This is a genomic window from Gallicola sp. Sow4_E12 (assembly GCF_052116305.1).
In the GTDB taxonomy this organism is placed as follows: domain Bacteria; phylum Bacillota; class Clostridia; order Tissierellales; family Peptoniphilaceae; genus JBQKLI01.
In genome coordinates this window covers 13,013-29,479 of sequence record NZ_JBQKLI010000015.1, presented here as the reverse complement: position 1 = coordinate 29,479, position 16,467 = coordinate 13,013, and the positions used below count along the sequence as shown (strand labels likewise).

Sequence of the window (16,467 nt, the reverse complement as noted above, 5' to 3'; positions counted from 1 at the left end):
TCTTTCATTTGAGTTCTCCACTTTTTTTAAGCAGTTTTCTAGTATTCTCTTATCCCAAAGAAACAAGCCTCATGTTTCTTCCTCAACTCCCCTCTCCCCTCTCCCCTCTATCATACTCTGAAGCCCTAGCCCAAATCAGGTATTTTGATTTGGGTGCAGGTCTCATGCCACTCGTTTCCTAATCACGATATTTTCCCGTGATTAGCTAGAAACGATCGGCTACACTTTCTTTTACTTTTTTTTACCTTCTTTTACTTCCCCCTCATTCCTATTTACAGCTATTTCTAGCTGATATGCATTTATATACATCTCGCATGTCTTATCCTATTATTGATATAATCAAAGCAGATCAGAACAGCTCTAAAATAAAAAGGGGGATCTATTGTATGAACATTAAAGAAAGTGTATCACAAATCGAATCTTATCTTGATTTAGATCGTAAACCAGTCGGAGTGAAATTCTTCTTCGATAAAGAGTCCTTCGACAACTTCGAAGTAGATCAAAGAGATCGTAAAGTAACATACTGCAACTCCGTACAGCTTGCCAGCAAAGGCCAGTCTATGAAACTGACAAAAGAAAACCAAGGCTGTCCAAACGGCGCCTTCGCTCTTAATTTCACAGACGTTCCCGATCCGATTGCCAGCGGAAAAGGAAGATTTAAAAAAGGTATTTATAAAGACGTGGAAACGTCTAAAAAAATAAACGACGACATGATGTTTATGAAAGAGAGACCTTACGGTATCGCTGTAATGCCTCTTGAAAACTATGATACAGAACCGGATGTTGTCATCGTAGTAGGAAGTTCTTACAATGTAATGCGTATCATCCAAGGACACGGTTATCACAACGGATATACTACAAACTTAAGAACAGTAGGTCTTCAGGCAGTATGCCAAGATCTAACAACTTATCCTTATAACAGCGAAGATATCAACATCTCATTATTATGTCCAGGAACAAGACTGGTAGCTGACTGGGTGCCAAGCGAAATCGGTATAGGCATTCCATTTAAAAAATGGTACGAGATTGTTGATGGAATAAAAGAAACGATTAATCCATTCGAAAGAAACAAAAACAAAGAAGCTATCAAAGAAAGACTGGAAGAACGAGGACTTTCTTCCGACGAATTAAAATTCAACGAAAACTACGATGACGGTTCTTATACAGGCGGAAAAATCGACGTAGAATAAGTTGTACATTGTAGGGAGTAGGGAATAGGTTATAGGTTTTAGGGTATAGGGAAAGTATATTTTTTCGCTAAAGCTCAAAAAATTTTATAGAAAACAAAAAAAGAATCCTGTTAAAAAAACAGGATTCTTTTTTATCTAAAATTTTATACCGGACTAGGCGTTCGTTTTGTTCGTTTCTCTAAATATTTATCACTATAACTATTTCCTACCAAAACCTCGCTATAGTAATCGATATCTAAAGAAGAGAAAAACCCGCTATCTTTCCTCTATCCTTTCCCTAGGCCGCAAAGCGGTCCTGCCTAAAGCCTAGGTCCCGTTAGGGATCCTGCCTGGGTTGCGATAGCAATCCCGCCTATCTTTCCCCTACTTCGTACCAAACAGACGATCTCCTGCATCTCCTAATCCAGGAACAATATAAGCGTGATCGTTTAGCCCTTCGTCTAATGCAGCTACATAAATATCCACATCCGGATGCTCTCTTTGAAGCACTTCCACTCCCTCAGGACTCGCTATAATACAAAGGAATTTAATATTTGTAACGCCTCTATCCTTTAAGAACTGAATTGCCGCAGATGCTGAACCTCCTGTTGCAAGCATCGGATCTAATACAAAGATCATACGCTCAGAAGCATCTTTCGGCAACTTACAGTAATACTCAACTGGCTGTAATGTTTCCGGATCGCGATATAAGCCTACATGGCCTACTTTCGCTGCTGGTATAACATTTAAAATTCCATCCACCATGCCAAGACCCGCTCGAAGAACCGGCACAATTCCAAGTTTCTTTCCACTGATTTGATAGCCTATTGTCTTTCCAAGAGGTGTTTCTACTTCAATTTCTACACAAGGAAGATCCCTTGTCGCTTCATAGGCCATTAAAGTAGCTACTTCCTCTATTAAATGGCGAAACTCTTTGTTCCCTGTGTTTTTATCCCTGATTAAAGTCAGCTTGTGCTTTATTAGCGGGTGATCAAATATCGTTACAGTACTCATGTTATTCCTCCGTATGTTAGTTTATAAAATAAATTGCTATTATTATTTTAACCCTCTTTTCCTCAAGGATCAATAAATTCCCGAAAAAAGCTGGATCCTATAGTAAACCCATAGTTGTTAACAGATACATAGACAAAAATATCGTAAGAGAATTTAAAAGGGTCGTGTAGACGATGATTTTTCCGCAGAGCTCGCATTTTGAAGTATATATTACACTCATAGCATGAGTCGTTACTGCAACGGGTGCTGCAAATATAATCATCATTACAAAAAGCTCCGGGCCTCTTACCCCTATAGAAACGAAAAGACTCAGCATCACAACGGGAATAATAACCGCCTTGGACACAACCGTTGTCCAAAGAGCCCTTCGTTCGCCTTCTTGCGAATCGAAATTCAACGTCCCGCCTATGCAGATCAAACCCAAAGGCGATGCAATCCCTGCCAGATCATTGCCGGCAGTCCATAAAGGCTTATAAAGATCTGCTCCGCTTATATTTACGAAAATCCCGGCAAGAGCTGCTATAAAAACCGCATTCTTTAAAACTGCCTTTACAATTCGAAAAATATCAAACCCTCTCTCCCCGCCTAAAAGCACCTCATAGATCAGCACCGAGAAGCCATTTGAAAAGGCAGATATTATCCCGATATAAATACTAATAAGGGCTAAAGCTTCCGCATTAAAATAATTTCCTGCAAGAGATAAACCAAAAAGCACAATATTCGATCGGGATAAGGCCTGAATCATGATCGCCCGTTCTTCTAAAGGAAAACCCATTTTACGATAGATAAGATAAAAAACAATGACGATCCCTATAAGAGCTGAAATACAATATAAGACCAAAGGCAACTCTACCTGCTCTATCCCCTCGGCATTATAAATATTCATAAAGAGATTGATCGGCAAAAAAACATTGAATACTAATCGGCTTGCGCTCATTAAAAAAGATTCCGAAAACAACCTTGCCTTTTTTCCTAGAAAACCAATACCCATAATAATAAATACAGGTAAAATCATATCTATTATTCGAAAAAAGTTCTCTATCTAAGCCTCATTCCCTTTTATCTACTCCGATACTATCGTATTTCTTAAAACGCCGATTCCTTCGATTTCGCATTCCACAGTATCTCCGGCTTTTAAATATTTAGGAGGAGTAAAGCCCATCCCTACACCCTTTGGCGTACCTGTAGCGATAATGTCCCCCGGCACTAAAGTAACTCCTTGGGAAAGCTCGTAAATCAGCCTTCCGATATCTCTTATCATCAAACGTGTATTCGACCCTTGGCGAGCTTCTCCATTTACCCGAGACTCGATATCAAGTTCTAATGGAAAGGTAAAATCCCCTTTATAAACGACAGCAGGTCCGATAGACGTAAACCCGTCCAGACTTTTTCCCTTAAACCACTGGCCATGCTTCTGTTGAAGCTCCCTCGCAGTAAAATCATTCAAAATCGTAAATCCAAATATATAATCCAAGGCATCTTCTTCGGAAATGTTTTTACCTCTTTTTCCGATAACAATAGCAAGCTCTGCTTCATAATCCATCGAATTTTGAACCTTTAAATCCAAAAGCACTTCATCTTCCGGACCAGAGATCACTTCTGAACGCTTCGAAAAATATACTGCATTTTCTGCTGCAGAGCTTCGAGATTCTTCGATATGTTCCTTATAGTTAAGACCCACACATATTACATCATGAACTGTTGCTTTGAAAGGCGCTAAAACCTCAACCTCATCAAGGGGCTCCCCTTCCTTGTAACCGTTAAAATCCTGAAGGGTTTCGATATCTTCTTCATTATGCTCTGCTATAAACTCATTCAAGTCTGTAAATTGTCTACTTAAATGAATTTCCTTCAAATCCACTACGCAATCATCTTTTTCTAACCCAATAGCGATATTACCCTGTTTATCCTTAAATCTAATAAGTTTCATTGAAAGTCTCCTTTAAGTTCGTTTTCTATAATTTACATGTCTTACCTTCTATAATATCAGATACTAGGGCTTAAAATAAAACAGTTCTTTTATATACTTAACTATATCGTATATAAATACGCTAAAAACTCTCCCTTCTTCACCGGGTCTGTATAGCTTACGATACAAAATCTGCAATCCGAAAACCAAATTCTAATCTATTAGAACAAGACAAAAAAACAAAGACCCTCGTAGCCCAACGAGAGTCTTTGCTTATCCTTTACTATGTATTGAGGGGAGATCTGGAATATTGAAATAGAAGCAAAACGCAGTTATGAATTGGAGAAGTTTCCTTAAAGTGATGCAAGAGGAGTTCCAATAAGAAATCTTCAAGAAAACTATCTCTCAACCCTTGTAAAAGTCTTCCTCTATCTGAATATAGCTGAAAGCCTCTTTATAACTGCGCTTGTCTCCATTTCTAATATTGAAATACAAAAGCTTTATAAGCTTCTGTTATTTCCCAAACCATGATCGAATACTTATTGTATTCACTTGAAGTAAATAGACTTTTAATCATCCCTTACTCTAGAGATGATTCTACAATGATAAAGGATAAAGAGATCACAACAATAGTATAACAGATTTTCCTCGATCGGTATAGTTTTATTTGTATAACGATAAATATTCTTTCTGTTCATTTTACCAAGTTGCATAATGAAATCCATCCTTTGTTTTGATACACTTATAGCATTCTAGAGGATATAAGGAGGATATTATGAAAAAATTTGTACGTTTATTATTGATCTTCGCACTGATGTTTACAATTTCGGCTTGCGGAAACAATAGCACTCAGGAAACTTCTGACGGACAAGCTTCTGAAACAAATCAGTCCGCTCAGTTTGAAGGGAAAACGATGAATGTGGTTGCCACAAGCGATGAGTACGCTGAGTTGTTTGATGCATTCACAAAAGAAACCGGTGCTAAGGTTGAATTCTTGTCTATGAGTTCTGGGGAAGTTTTATCCAGAGTCAAAGCTGAAGGGGGAAAACCTATGGCTGACTTATGGTTTGGCGGCGGTTTGGACTCTTTTATGCAGGCAAAGGCCGACGGGCTTTTGGAACAGTACACTGCAAAAGGTTCCGAGGAAGTTGCTCCAGAATACAAAGATCCTGAAGGATACTGGTATTCAAAAGGACTTACAGTGGTAGGCTTTATCGCCAACAATGATGTTTTAGCACAAAAAAATCTGACAGCACCTGCATCTTGGGATGATCTCATTAAACCAGAATATAAAGGGGAAATCATTATGAGCAGTCCCGCTATTTCTGGAACAAATTATGCGGCTGTAAAAGGTCTTCTTGATATGTACGGCAACGAAGGCTGGGATTATTTAGAGAAACTAAATGAAAATATACCGTTTTACGGAAAGCGTGGTCGCGATCCGCAAGAAAAGACCGTTGCCGGCGAGTTTGCAGTTGGAATTATCCCTGTAGACAAAACAGCCTTTGATGCTGCAGAAGAAAACAATCTGACCGTTGTCTATCCTGAAAACGGAATTCCTTGGGTTCCTGAAGGCATTGCTATTTTCAAAGGCAGCGAAAACACGGATATTGCAAAAGCTTTCTTAGACTTCATGTTTACTCCTGAAGCTATGGAAATGATTGCTAGATTGGACGGTAAAGACGGAGCACAAATGGTAGTTCCTGATATTAAAGGTTATGATTTAGGTCTTCCAAAAGATAAGTTGATCAAGCAAGATCTATCAACATTTGGTTCACAAAGAACTGAAATATTAGACAAATGGAATGCATTAACCTCTAATAAAGAAACTAAATAATATAAAAATAGCCGATTAAGAAAAGACTTCCTTTCTCTTCTTCGGCTATTTTAGAATTCGAAACTACAATATCAATTACGAGGTTCTCTATGAAAAACAATACTTCTGCCAAACTGGACTCTTTGCTTTTTATTACAATTGTCCTTTCCGTAATCCTTTTTATTCTTCTGCCCTTCCTCTCTGTATTTTCAGAAGCTTTATTTATAGAAGGACAGCTTGATTTTTCTGGTTTTCGAAAATTTTTTCTTGAAGATTCCTTTCTCCTTAAAAATTCTTTGCAGGTAGGGATCTTAACCACTGTTTTTTCCACGATCGCCGCAGTCTTAATCGCTGTGTATGCAGTATTTTTCGGCAATCGAAAGCGAATCGAAAATATTCTTCTGATTACCATGATTTCTCCGCCTTTCGTCACTTCCCTCTCTTATATCGAGCTTTTTGGAAGACGGGGATTTATTACCCATGATTTATTAGGTTTAACGTTAAACACGTACGGCATGTGGGGCATTATCCTGATGCAGTCTATCGGTTTTATTTCTATAAATACCCTGCTTGCGATAAATGCTATTTCAAAAATCAATAACGAAATCATCTATTCTTCAAGAGATCTGGGTGCACATTCCGACCGTATTATATTGGATATTATTCTCCCTATGATTAAGAACACCATAGTGGTCATCGCAATGCTTACGTTTATTCGGAGCTTAGCGGACTTCAGTACACCTACCATTATCGGTGGAAACTTCTCAACGATGGCGACAGAAGCGTATCTTAGTATGATCTCAAGCGGCGATATCCATTATGCGGCTGTGTTAAATACAATACTCTTTATCCCCTCCTTGATTGCCTTTTCTTTCTATCGAAAACATATCTACGCGGAAAGAAACGAAGGCAAGGTTAGCGGCAATATTATAAAATTAGAAAGAAAAGGATTCTTTGCTGTTATTACAAAGGGTATTTCTTTATTCTTTCTGCTCTGGATTCTGCTGAATTATGGTGCGATTCTTTTTTCCGCTTTCACAAAACGCTATATGGGAACACCCTACTTTACTTTCCAGAACTTTATAGATTCCAGTCCCTATATTACAGGCACCTTCCTTCGAAGTATCTTCTATTCTCTGATTGCAGGAAGTTTAGCTGCCATTATCGGTCTTTTGATCGGCTATTATCTAATCATACGAAAAAAGAAATTTATGTACTGGATTGATTTGATCGCTACGATTCCTTATATTATCCCGGCTCTTTCTTCGGAATCGGATATATCTTAGCCTTTAAGAATCCGCCATTCGCCTTCACAGGAACAGCTGCTATCGTCGTTTTAAATATGCTGTTTAAAACACTTCCCTTCTCCTCGAAGTTGGGAACGGAAGCCGCCTCTGAACTCAATATTGATACGATTCGTTCTATCAAAGACCTCGGGGGAAATCATCTCGCCGTTATAAAAGATGCTCTCTTTGCCCAGTCAAAGGGAAGTCTATTTATGTCTTTCGCAAACGGATTTACCGCTTCTATGACCACAATAGGCTCTATTATCTTTCTTGTCTATCCCGGTCAGAAGGTAGCAACTCTTGTAATGTTCGACGTGATACAAACGGGGAAATACAGTATCGGAGCCGTTATTGCAACAATAATCATTCTATTGACTTTAAGTATTAATCTGCTCGCCCGGAAACTTATTAAAGGAAAGAGGATCTAAATGTTTTTAGAAATAAAAAATATTACGAAAAAATACGGCGAAAAAACAGCCGTAGACAATGTAAGTTTTTCCTTAGAAGAAGGCCGTCTCTTAACATTGCTGGGCCCATCCGGCTGCGGGAAAACAACTATCTTAAGAGCTATCGGAGGATTTCTAAAATTGGATCAAGGCTCTATATTATTGAATGGACAAGATATCAGTCCTATCTCGCCAGAAGAGCGGGAAGTGGCAACAGTTTTTCAATCCTACGGTCTTTTTCCGAATATGAAAGTCTATGAAAATGTAGCCTATGGTTTAAAATTTAGAGGAATCCGAAAAAAAGAAGCACGGGATATGGCTTACGATTTCCTAAACAAAGTTCATCTTGAAGAAGAGGGGGAGAAATATCCTTCTCAATTATCCGGAGGACAGCAGCAGCGGGTTGCTCTGGCAAGAAGTCTTATCATCAAGCCGAAGCTTTTATTATTAGACGAACCCCTTTCAAATCTTGATGCAAAACTTCGAGAACAAATGCGGGAAGAAATCCGGCAAGTTCAGCAGGAATTTGGCGTTACAATGATCTTTGTCACTCATGATCAAAACGAAGCCTTCTCTATCTCCGATGAAGTCATGCTGATGAATGAAGGAAAACTCATTCAAAAATCCTCCCCGGAAGACCTCTATCTCCATCCAAATTCAGCCTTTGCCCTCGACTTTATCGGCCAGTCCAATATAAAAAAGGGCTTCTACTGCCGTCCGGAAGATATAAAACTTTCCTCTGAAGGCTCCCCCTTAAAGGTCCAGTCCATAGAATATCTAGGCGATTTCGTTCAATACACTCTCCTTGATAAAGATGGCACAAAGCTTATTATGAAACAGTTCCTGCAAGAGAACACTTTAGAAATAAATAAGATCTATCCTTTCCTCATAAACTGGCGTCCCATCGACTTTAAAAGCACTCAGAGATGATTAAATGACCATCCATTTTAAAATTTTCAGATTCCTATGAATACTATCCGCCTAAACAATACCTTTCAAAAAAAGGAAAGCGAATTTTCCGCTTTCCTTTAAAAAGAAACAAGTTCTATGTTTCTTCCACAACTTCACTCTCTGAAGCCCTAGCTCAAATCAGGCATTTTGATTTGACAGCAGGTCAGCAGATCGTTCTTAACCAAATGAAAAAACACATTTGGAGAACGAGTTGCACCAGACCTACTAAGTTTTCAAAAAACAAAAATCAAGTTAGGTCTAGCTCACGCCACTCGTTTCCCAATGACGGCGTCCTTCTGTGATTGGCTAGAAACGATCGGCCCCTCTCTCACACTACACATTTTCCTTATCTCTATATCTTCTCAACCGCTTCCTTTAATCTCTTTAAATCTCCTTCCACATCTTCCGACTGCATAAGATATCTCACGACACAAACTCCATCCACACCGCTTCCTTTTAAGATATCCAAATTTTCCGCCCTAAGCCCTCCGATGGCAAATACATCGATATCTACAGCTTTTTTAATCTCTGCAAGTGTCTCTACAGAGGTTCGAACAGGATTTGCATGAGTTGTAGTATCATATATCGCTCCTACGCCTACATAATCAGCACCATCTCTTTCTGCCTTTTTCGCCGCTTCTACTGTTTTTGCTGTAGCACCAACGATTTTTCCCGGACCTAACAGTCTGCGGGCGATGGCAACAGGCATATCGTCTGCCCCTACATGAACCCCGTCGGCGCCTACTGCCAAAGCAATATCTACACGATCGTCGATTACAAAAGGAGTGCCGTAATGCCCTGCTATTTCTTTGATCTTCCTTCCTCTTTCTAAAAGCTCTGCTGTAGAACTATCCTTTTCCCGAAGCTGCAATAAAGCGATTCCTTCTCTGCAGGCCGTCTCTATTCTTTCGTAAAACTCTTTCTCCGAAAGTCCTCTGCTGTCCGTTATTAGATAAACACCCTTCTCCCTTGTTTTATACATTAAACTCCTCCCTCTCTAAATCAGCCAAATCCTCTTCTTTTAATTCTTCTAAAGCGCTTATAAAGGCAGCATAATAAAATCCAATTCCTAGGCCTTTTTCTCGTAAGCTTCGAAGGGCCTTTTCTCCGCAAACTGCATTGACTCCCATGCCATATACAGCTCCTTCATAAAGCTCTACTGTGGAAAATAGCCCTGTCAAAAGAGATCCGATACAGCCTGTTCCTGTAACCTTAGGCATATCTGAACTTCCGCCCTTTAAAACAGTCACTCTTTTTCCGTCTGTAATATAGTCTGTTTTTCCAGTGATGCATACAATTTCAGCTGTTTTTTCAGTTAAATGAATCCCTGCTTCCACCGCTTCTTTTGATTCCGTCTCCGAGTCAACTCCCCGGGCAGTATTCTCATCCTTATATAAAGCAATAATTTCAGAAGCATTTCCTTTAAGGATCGTAATTTTTCCTTCCTTCGCCAAATCATACACATAGGAACGCCTATGTGCAGAGGCTGCTGTACCTGAAACATCTAATAGAAAAGGAATACCTCGTTTCATTGCATCTTCTGCAGCGATCTTTATAGACTTTAAGCGATCCCTTGTATTGCTTCCTAAATTTCCATAGACAAGATCCGATCTTCCCGTCATCTCTTCCACTTCATCCGGATTATCCGCACAAAGAGGACTTGCTCCGAGTACAAGCGTACTATTGGCAGAAACAGCTTTCACCATATCATGGACTAAAAGATGGGCTAGAGGCTCTTTCTTCCTTAATAACTCGATCACTTTAACACCTCTTCCATCATCTGTTTAAAAAATTCTTTCTTCGCCATAATATGTACAAAGAAAAGACCTAAAAGTCCTCCGGATAAAGTGCCCGCTAGAAAACCTGGTACATATGTAAGCCACCCGATCTCTGGAACTCCCATAATAAGAGCCATCACAGGATAGGACAATAACGAACCGATGATTCCTGTTCCGATCCACTCCCCTACGGCAGCTCCCCACGGCTTTTTAATCTTCACAAAAAAGATTCCAGATAGTGCCGCTCCGAATACCGATCCTGTTATCGCCACAGGGCTAATGGCTAAAAACATCATCCGCATAATATTAATAAGAAGCGCCACAACAAAAGCTCCCGCAGGCCCTACAGTAACCGCTGCAATTACATTAATAAAGTGCTGCATCGGAGCCATCCCAGGTACTCGAAGTATCGGTGACAACACAAAACCCAGCGCAATCAAAAAGGCCATCCACAACTGTTTTCTCAAATTTTTATTCATTTAAAATTCCTCCTTTTTTCGCCGAGCAAATAAAAAAGCACCCCGAGGAGTGCAAAAAAAGGCATCTTTTTTGCTTCCTTTCGACGGCATTACCCGTGTCAAGTTCAAAGGATCCGCGCATATAGCGCATCTCAGCTTCTGCTCTCCCAGCGATTAGTATAATTGTACTCTTAGTCTTATAGAAATGCAAATCAAAACTGAATATTTTTCATATGAACTATAAAAAAATATTTTCTTTGTATCGACAAGTATTTCGCCTAGATTCTTAAGGTTTTTGCCTATGATTCAAACAATCAGAGTCTACCCCTCTACATCCGAATAAAAGGTCTTTCTTCTATCTGGATATTAAACTTCTCTTGGTCCTTATTTTTTTCATCAAAATCATAACTGGTATATCCGGACAATACCATCGGCTCGCATCTTTCATTCTTTAAAGCCTCTACAAGGTCTGTTACCGTTTTGCAATCGGAAGGTACTTTTGTGGCATAGCGTCCCAAGGCAATTAAATTATGGCAATCGCTGGCTCCGATAGGCTGAAGATCCAGCATCTTGCAATACTCGTAAGCTTTTTTATTCTCTTCTTCTGTAGAACTTCCGTTTAAAACTTCTATGCCGGCAAGACCTCTCACTCTTAAAAGATCTTCTCCCAACCCTCTAGAGTTTCCTCTAAAAGGATGAGCCGCTATACAAACACCGCCCCTGACATTTACCCAGTCGATAAAATCCTGTGCTTCCAGATGCGGTTTCGGCAATTCGTCTATCCCAAAAGCTAAAATATCTCCCTCGATAGATAAATACTCTACTCCGACAAAGATAGGAAAATCCTCCTGAGCAGAAATCTTTCTTGCATAATCCGCTAATCCGTACTTGTCATGATCTGTAATACAGATCCCGTCTAAACCCACTCTCTTCGCTTCCCGCACCATTTCTTTCAAATTCATCTTGCTGTCTGAAGAAAATGTACGCTCATGCATATGAAAATCGATTATCATATTCTCTCCTATAATATACCCTTTAAATTATCTTTGATTTTTCCCTAATTAAAGCTCTTAAATCTAATGCTTTCCATCTGTTAATAACTTGACATTATATTATAATATCACTGTAGTAATAGCAAGATGCATAATGTTGCGTAACGTTTATCAAAAGAAGAATTTTCCTATATGAAAATTTAAAGTGAAAGGGTTTCTTATTACAAAAAAAGAAAGCGAATTATTATTCACTTTCCTTTTCCTATTTCATTTTAAAAACTTTCCTTTATACTTAATCTTCTAACACTTTTATCTGAATTTCTGTTATGTATTTTTCTTTTTGGGTCTCAATAAATTGGTCAATAATATTGAAGTTTACAGATTTATCATCTAAATATAAATCTTCATACTTTTGTCTCATATTCTCTGTTGTTTCCATTATATTTTCATAAGGCCCAACATGATAACCATATAAATATTTACCTTTAGGGATAACTTTCAGCTCACCATCATGAGTATTATAATCACTATCCCTTCTGATATCTTCTAGCCTATCACCTATATATGCTCCGAAGGATTTAAATTCATTTTCATAAAACGCGATCGTTGGAAAAAAGTAAAAGGAGTCGCTTCTATAGAGTAAATCTTCTTCTATCGGCAGATAGAATCGATTAGGAAAGATATTAACTGCGGTAATATCTGTATTTAAATAAATTAACTTTTCTCGGGTAAAATTAATTTTTCGTTCAATCGCTTTTCTTATCTTAAGCAGCTCTTCGCTTTGTTTTAACAGTATTTCTGAATGCTGTTCTAAGCTTTCTAATGTCTTATCTGGATCCTTAAATTTTACATAATCAGATATATCGTCTAAAGAATAGCCTATCTTTTTAAGATATCGAATCGTTGCAAGCTCATAAATTTGACTAGAACTATATTGTCTATATCCCGTCTTTTTATCTTTATCATCAGGACGAAGCAATTTGATCTTGTCATAATATTGAAGCGTTTGCTTATTTATTTTAAACAATTTGCTCAATTGACCTATTTTTAAATAACTCATTTTGTAAAACCTCCTTAAGATATAACATAATTATATCTTATATTCTACAAAATTCATTCATACTTGCTATGCTATCTTTCATCTCGAATAAATGGCTGTGCAAGAGCTTTTGGATCTCTTGACTTGCCGATAGATAATAGGAGAACCACTATCGATACAATATACGGTAAAATCGTAAAAAACTGGCTCGGTATTTGAATTCCGGAAGATTGGAAATTGTATTGAACTGCTTCCGTTGCCCCGATTAATAAAGCCGCTAAAAATACTCCTACAGGATTTCTCCTTCCTAATGTTACTGCTGCTAATGCAATATATCCTCTTCCTGCAGTTATATTCTCAATAAAAAAGCCAAATTGCACAACAGACATATACGCTCCTGCCAAACCGCAAATTCCTCCGTTAAAAGCACAGACTACATAACGGATACGATTTACATTTAGCCCTGCGTTATCAACTGCTCTTGGATTTTCCCCTGCTGCCGTCAGCTGAACACCCCATTCTGTTTTAAAAATTAGTATCCAAGAACCGATCAACAAAATAAACATTAAATAAACGATTATATCCTGTTGGAACAGCACCTTCCCCAATATAGGGATTTGAGATAACACTGGTATACTAGACGTTCCAATCGTTTCTATTGATGGCAGTTCTGTAGATTTACCAAAAAATATCAAGAAAATAAAGCTTGTAAGTCCCAAAACCAAAAAGTTTATTGAAAGCCCTATGACCGTTTGATCCCCTCGTCCGTGAATGCTTAGTACAGCATGTATTAGAGATATAACCACTCCACTTACTACTCCCAAAAGAATACCCAGAAATACATTCTGAGTATAGAAGGTAATAATGAAACTTGTAAAAGCCCCTATCAGCATCAGCCCTTCTATCCCAATATTTAGAACCCCTGATTTCTCAGATATAGTTTCTCCAATCCCCGCTAACGTTATTGGCACTGCAAGTCTTAAGGCAGTATATAAAAAGGCAGAAATTGCAATAATGCTACTTGCATTCATTTTCAGTCCCCCTTTTTAGTGATATTATTCTATCTATAGACGGTCTTGCTATCACTAACAGGATTGCGATCCCTAAAATAATTGTAGCGATAGAATTTGGTATATCGGATGATCTTTGCATTGATAAAGAACCCACTTGCAATGCTGATATTCCAATTGCTGATGTAAATATTCCTAATGGATGGTTTGCTCCTAATAAGGCTACCATAATTGCTGTGTACCCATAACTCGGTGACAAACCTTCTATTAGCTGTCCTTGAACCCCTGCCACTTCTATTATTCCAGCCACTCCCGCTAAACCTCCGCTGATTAAAGCAGAAAGTATTATGTTTTTATAGATCGAAACACCTGCTACTTGACCCGCTCTCATACTTTCTCCGCAAACTCTCATTTGATAACCCGTAGAAGTTCTCCATATCAGCAAATAAATTAGTACTACAAATAATAGTGCAATAATTATTCCACTATGTAATCGAGTAGACGGAAGTAGAATACTTAACACAGAATTTTCTCCCAGCCTCTCTGACATAGGGAAAGCATTATTAGGATCTCTTAAAAAAGTTTGAAGCGCTATCCCAACTATACCTATCGAAATATAGTTCAACATGATCCCTACTATAATTTCCGAGATATTAAACTTTACTTTTAATAGCCCAGGAATTAAAGCCCATATACCTCCTGCTATAAAACCAACGATCACTAATGCTGGTATCATAATCAACTTCGGCAAACTTGGCAATGATAATGCAAATATTGTACCAGCCATAGCTCCGATATAGATTTGTCCTTCTGCGCCTAGATTTGTAAATCCTGTCTTAAACCCCACTCCAATCCCTAAGGCAGCTAAAGTCAAGGGCACAGTTTTTACAATGATTTCAGCAACAGCATATTTGGAGCCTAAAATCCCTCTCATAAAACTTGTTAAGGCAGAACCTATGTCTTTTCCCGACAATAGGATCAATATTAAAGAGATCATTAATCCTGCAACAATAATGGCAATATAAGAAGCTGATTTTTTGAAATCTAATCTCTTAAACATAATCATTCTCCCCTCTTCTTTTTGCATGAATTCCTGCCATCATTAATCCAATCTCTGATATATCCAATGACTCGCTGTTTACTACTGTTCCCATTATTTTTCCTTTGTATAATACCGATATTTTATCGCATACTTTTATTATTTCCTCCATATCTGTAGAGATCATGATAATACAACCCCCATTATTGCGGCATTGCATTAGCTGCTCATGCACAAATTCAGCCGCTCCCATGTCAAGACCTCTTGTTGGTTGAGATGCAACAATTACTTTTTGACTCTCTTTAAGCTCTCTAGCCAAAATCATCTTTTGCTGATTTCCTCCAGATAAATAACAAATTCGACTCTCTATTCCCGGTGCTTTGATATTAAACTTTTCAATCACTCCTTTTGTTTTACTGTATATTATCTTTTTATCTAATAATCCGTGCTTCCTAAACTCCTTATTTTCATACTCATTGAGCAAATAATTTTCCCATAAACTCATGTTCATTAATAGTCCATCATGATGCCTGTCTGCAGGAATATATCCAAATCCTCTCGCCTTTCGGTCCCTTACTTTATAGTCGCTAAAATCTTCATCATCATACAATATCATTCCTTCCGTATGTCGATGAATCCCTAAGATAACTTCAGCTAATTCTTTTTGTCCATTGCCATCAACACCTGCTATCCCATGAATAGTGCCTGGTTTTATTTTTATATTAATTCTTTCTAGCTTATACTGATCTTTCATTTTAAGCGATATATTCTTTAGTTCTAGCCCCCCTACTTCATAATCGTTCAAAGGTTGACGATTAAATTCAGTCTTCAATGGCCTTCCTATCATATAATTCGACAAGTCTACTTCTGTAAACTGACCTCTTTCTAAAGATGCGATCCACTCTCCATCTCGTAGTATCGTGATCCTATCCGAAATTTCCATGATCTCTGATACTTTATGGGTGATGATTATAATAGAATGCCCCTCTCTTTTTAATTGTTTTAAAATACTGTACAGATTTTTTGTCTCATGAGGAGTTAATACAGCTGTAGGTTCATCCAATATCAATAGTCTTACATTCCGATAAAGAAGTTTTAAAATTTCTACCCTTTGTTGTTCTCCAACAGATAGTTCGGATATAAATTCCTTTGGATAAATTCCTAAACCATATCGTTTTGAAATCCCACTAATTTTATGGTCTAATTCTTTGCGATTGACAAATGGAAATCCCTTTTCTTTTAATCCTAAAGTGATATTCTGAGACACTGTAAGATTATCTACTAAAGAAAAATGCTGTTGAACCATGCCAATTTCGTTATCCAACGCATCTTTAGGAGATTTAAACTCTATCGAATTTCCTCGATATTGAATTTTACCTGAATCCTTTTGATATATTCCGTATAGAATATTCATTAAAGTTGTTTTCCCCGCCCCATTTTCACCTAATAAAGCATGGATTTCTCCTTCTCTTAATTCAAAATCTACATTATCTAATGCTTTTTTATTGAAAAACGACTTTGTGACATTTTCCATCTTCAACAGCATTTCAAATCTCTCCT

The 16,467-nt window shown here is 38.0% G+C and carries 16 protein-coding genes and 1 riboswitch; of the genes, 5 read left to right on the top strand and 11 right to left on the bottom strand.

The window, feature by feature from the left end; genetic code table 11:
* The first annotated feature begins 386 nt into the window (after window positions 1–386).
* Window positions 387–1,190, top strand: a complete 804-nt coding sequence (locus ACTQ46_RS08585; RefSeq protein ID WP_441749001.1) for a DUF169 domain-containing protein — start codon at window positions 387–389, stop codon at window positions 1,188–1,190.
* Between the two features lie 363 nt (window positions 1,191–1,553).
* On the opposite strand, the gene upp is transcribed toward ACTQ46_RS08585, so the two are convergent.
* From upp to ACTQ46_RS08570, 3 genes are all read right to left on the bottom strand, one after another.
* A complete protein-coding gene (gene upp, locus ACTQ46_RS08580; RefSeq protein WP_441748999.1) occupies window positions 1,554–2,183 on the bottom strand; it encodes a uracil phosphoribosyltransferase in 630 nt (209 codons plus the stop codon).
* Between the two features lie 97 nt (window positions 2,184–2,280).
* Window positions 2,281–3,198 (bottom strand): AEC family transporter, encoded by a 918-nt coding sequence (locus ACTQ46_RS08575; protein WP_441748997.1) that lies wholly within the window; start codon window positions 3,196–3,198, stop codon window positions 2,281–2,283.
* Window positions 3,199–3,246: 48 nt separating this feature from the next.
* Complete coding sequence (locus tag ACTQ46_RS08570) at window positions 3,247–4,113, bottom strand: fumarylacetoacetate hydrolase family protein (RefSeq protein ID WP_441748995.1); 867 nt, start codon at window positions 4,111–4,113, stop codon at window positions 3,247–3,249.
* A gap of 754 nt (window positions 4,114–4,867) precedes the next feature.
* Between ACTQ46_RS08570 and ACTQ46_RS08565 the strand changes: the two genes are divergently transcribed.
* The 4 genes from ACTQ46_RS08565 to ACTQ46_RS08550 all read left to right on the top strand — a co-directional run bounded on the left by ACTQ46_RS08565 (window position 4,868) and on the right by ACTQ46_RS08550 (window position 8,570).
* Window positions 4,868–5,929: an extracellular solute-binding protein gene (locus tag ACTQ46_RS08565; protein WP_441748994.1), complete on the top strand. Its 1,062-nt coding sequence runs from the start codon at window positions 4,868–4,870 to the stop codon at window positions 5,927–5,929.
* A gap of 89 nt (window positions 5,930–6,018) precedes the next feature.
* Entirely contained in the window at window positions 6,019–7,194 is a 1,176-nt protein-coding gene (locus ACTQ46_RS08560; RefSeq protein WP_441748992.1) for an ABC transporter permease, read from the top strand.
* 56 nt (window positions 7,195–7,250) lie between these two features.
* The gene (locus ACTQ46_RS08555) at window positions 7,251–7,622 is read left to right on the top strand and encodes a hypothetical protein (protein WP_441748990.1); all 372 of its coding nucleotides are present in this window, start codon (window positions 7,251–7,253) and stop codon (window positions 7,620–7,622) included.
* Entirely contained in the window at window positions 7,623–8,570 is a 948-nt protein-coding gene (locus ACTQ46_RS08550; protein WP_441748988.1) for an ABC transporter ATP-binding protein, read from the top strand.
* A 373-nt stretch (window positions 8,571–8,943) separates the two neighbouring features.
* Here ACTQ46_RS08550 and thiE read toward each other — a convergent pair whose 3' ends face one another.
* The 8 genes from thiE to ACTQ46_RS08510 form a co-directional block, all read right to left on the bottom strand.
* Window positions 8,944–9,573, bottom strand: a complete 630-nt coding sequence (gene thiE, locus ACTQ46_RS08545; RefSeq protein WP_441748986.1) for a thiamine phosphate synthase — start codon at window positions 9,571–9,573, stop codon at window positions 8,944–8,946.
* The gene (locus ACTQ46_RS08540; protein WP_441748984.1) at window positions 9,566–10,351 is read right to left on the bottom strand and encodes a hydroxyethylthiazole kinase; all 786 of its coding nucleotides are present in this window, start codon (window positions 10,349–10,351) and stop codon (window positions 9,566–9,568) included. Before ACTQ46_RS08540 ends, thiE begins: the two co-directional genes overlap by 8 nt.
* Window positions 10,348–10,848, bottom strand: a complete 501-nt coding sequence (gene thiW / locus ACTQ46_RS08535) for an energy coupling factor transporter S component ThiW (RefSeq protein WP_441748983.1) — start codon at window positions 10,846–10,848, stop codon at window positions 10,348–10,350. The genes ACTQ46_RS08540 and thiW overlap by 4 nt, the downstream gene beginning before the upstream one ends.
* Before the next feature lie 58 nt (window positions 10,849–10,906).
* A riboswitch (TPP riboswitch) is annotated at window positions 10,907–11,006 on the bottom strand.
* A 150-nt stretch (window positions 11,007–11,156) separates the two neighbouring features.
* Window positions 11,157–11,840 (bottom strand): PHP-associated domain-containing protein, encoded by a 684-nt coding sequence (locus tag ACTQ46_RS08530; protein ID WP_441748981.1) that lies wholly within the window; start codon window positions 11,838–11,840, stop codon window positions 11,157–11,159.
* A 271-nt stretch (window positions 11,841–12,111) separates the two neighbouring features.
* Complete coding sequence (locus tag ACTQ46_RS08525) at window positions 12,112–12,879, bottom strand: MerR family transcriptional regulator (protein WP_441748979.1); 768 nt, start codon at window positions 12,877–12,879, stop codon at window positions 12,112–12,114.
* Window positions 12,880–12,950: 71 nt separating this feature from the next.
* The gene (locus tag ACTQ46_RS08520; protein ID WP_441748977.1) at window positions 12,951–13,889 is read right to left on the bottom strand and encodes an ABC transporter permease; all 939 of its coding nucleotides are present in this window, start codon (window positions 13,887–13,889) and stop codon (window positions 12,951–12,953) included.
* On the bottom strand, window positions 13,876–14,928 hold the full coding sequence (locus tag ACTQ46_RS08515; protein WP_441748975.1) for an ABC transporter permease: 1,053 nt from the start codon (window positions 14,926–14,928) through the stop codon (window positions 13,876–13,878). The genes ACTQ46_RS08520 and ACTQ46_RS08515 overlap by 14 nt, the downstream gene beginning before the upstream one ends.
* Window positions 14,921–16,453: an ABC transporter ATP-binding protein gene (locus ACTQ46_RS08510; protein WP_441748973.1), complete on the bottom strand. Its 1,533-nt coding sequence runs from the start codon at window positions 16,451–16,453 to the stop codon at window positions 14,921–14,923. The genes ACTQ46_RS08515 and ACTQ46_RS08510 overlap by 8 nt, the downstream gene beginning before the upstream one ends.
* Between the last annotated feature and the right edge of the window lie 14 nt (window positions 16,454–16,467).